At 38.2% G+C, this 220-nt stretch carries 1 rRNA gene; it reads left to right on the top strand.

Features of this window, described 5'->3' with window-relative positions:
- Window positions 1–52, top strand: a 16S ribosomal RNA gene (locus tag KH400_RS23900); the annotation flags it as partial.
- Window positions 53–220: the final 168 nt, after the last annotated feature.

Raw genomic sequence — 220 nt, forward strand, 5'->3', positions numbered from 1 at the left:
GAAGTCGTAACAAGGTAGCCGTATCGGAAGGTGCGGCTGGATCACCTCCTTTCTATGGAGTTTAACTCTAGTCGACAACAAACATTAAAGTTTGTTGACGCTTGTGCTTTTGTTCAGTTTTGAGAGAGTAATCTCTCAAAACTTTGTTCCTTGAAAACTAGATAACAATAACTCATTGAGTTTTACCGGAATGTTTAATTAAACAACCGAGTGAACTTGA

Origin of the sequence: Desertibacillus haloalkaliphilus, from assembly GCF_019039105.1 — a bacterium.
GTDB classification, from domain to species: Bacteria; Bacillota; Bacilli; order Bacillales; family KJ1-10-99; genus Desertibacillus; species Desertibacillus haloalkaliphilus.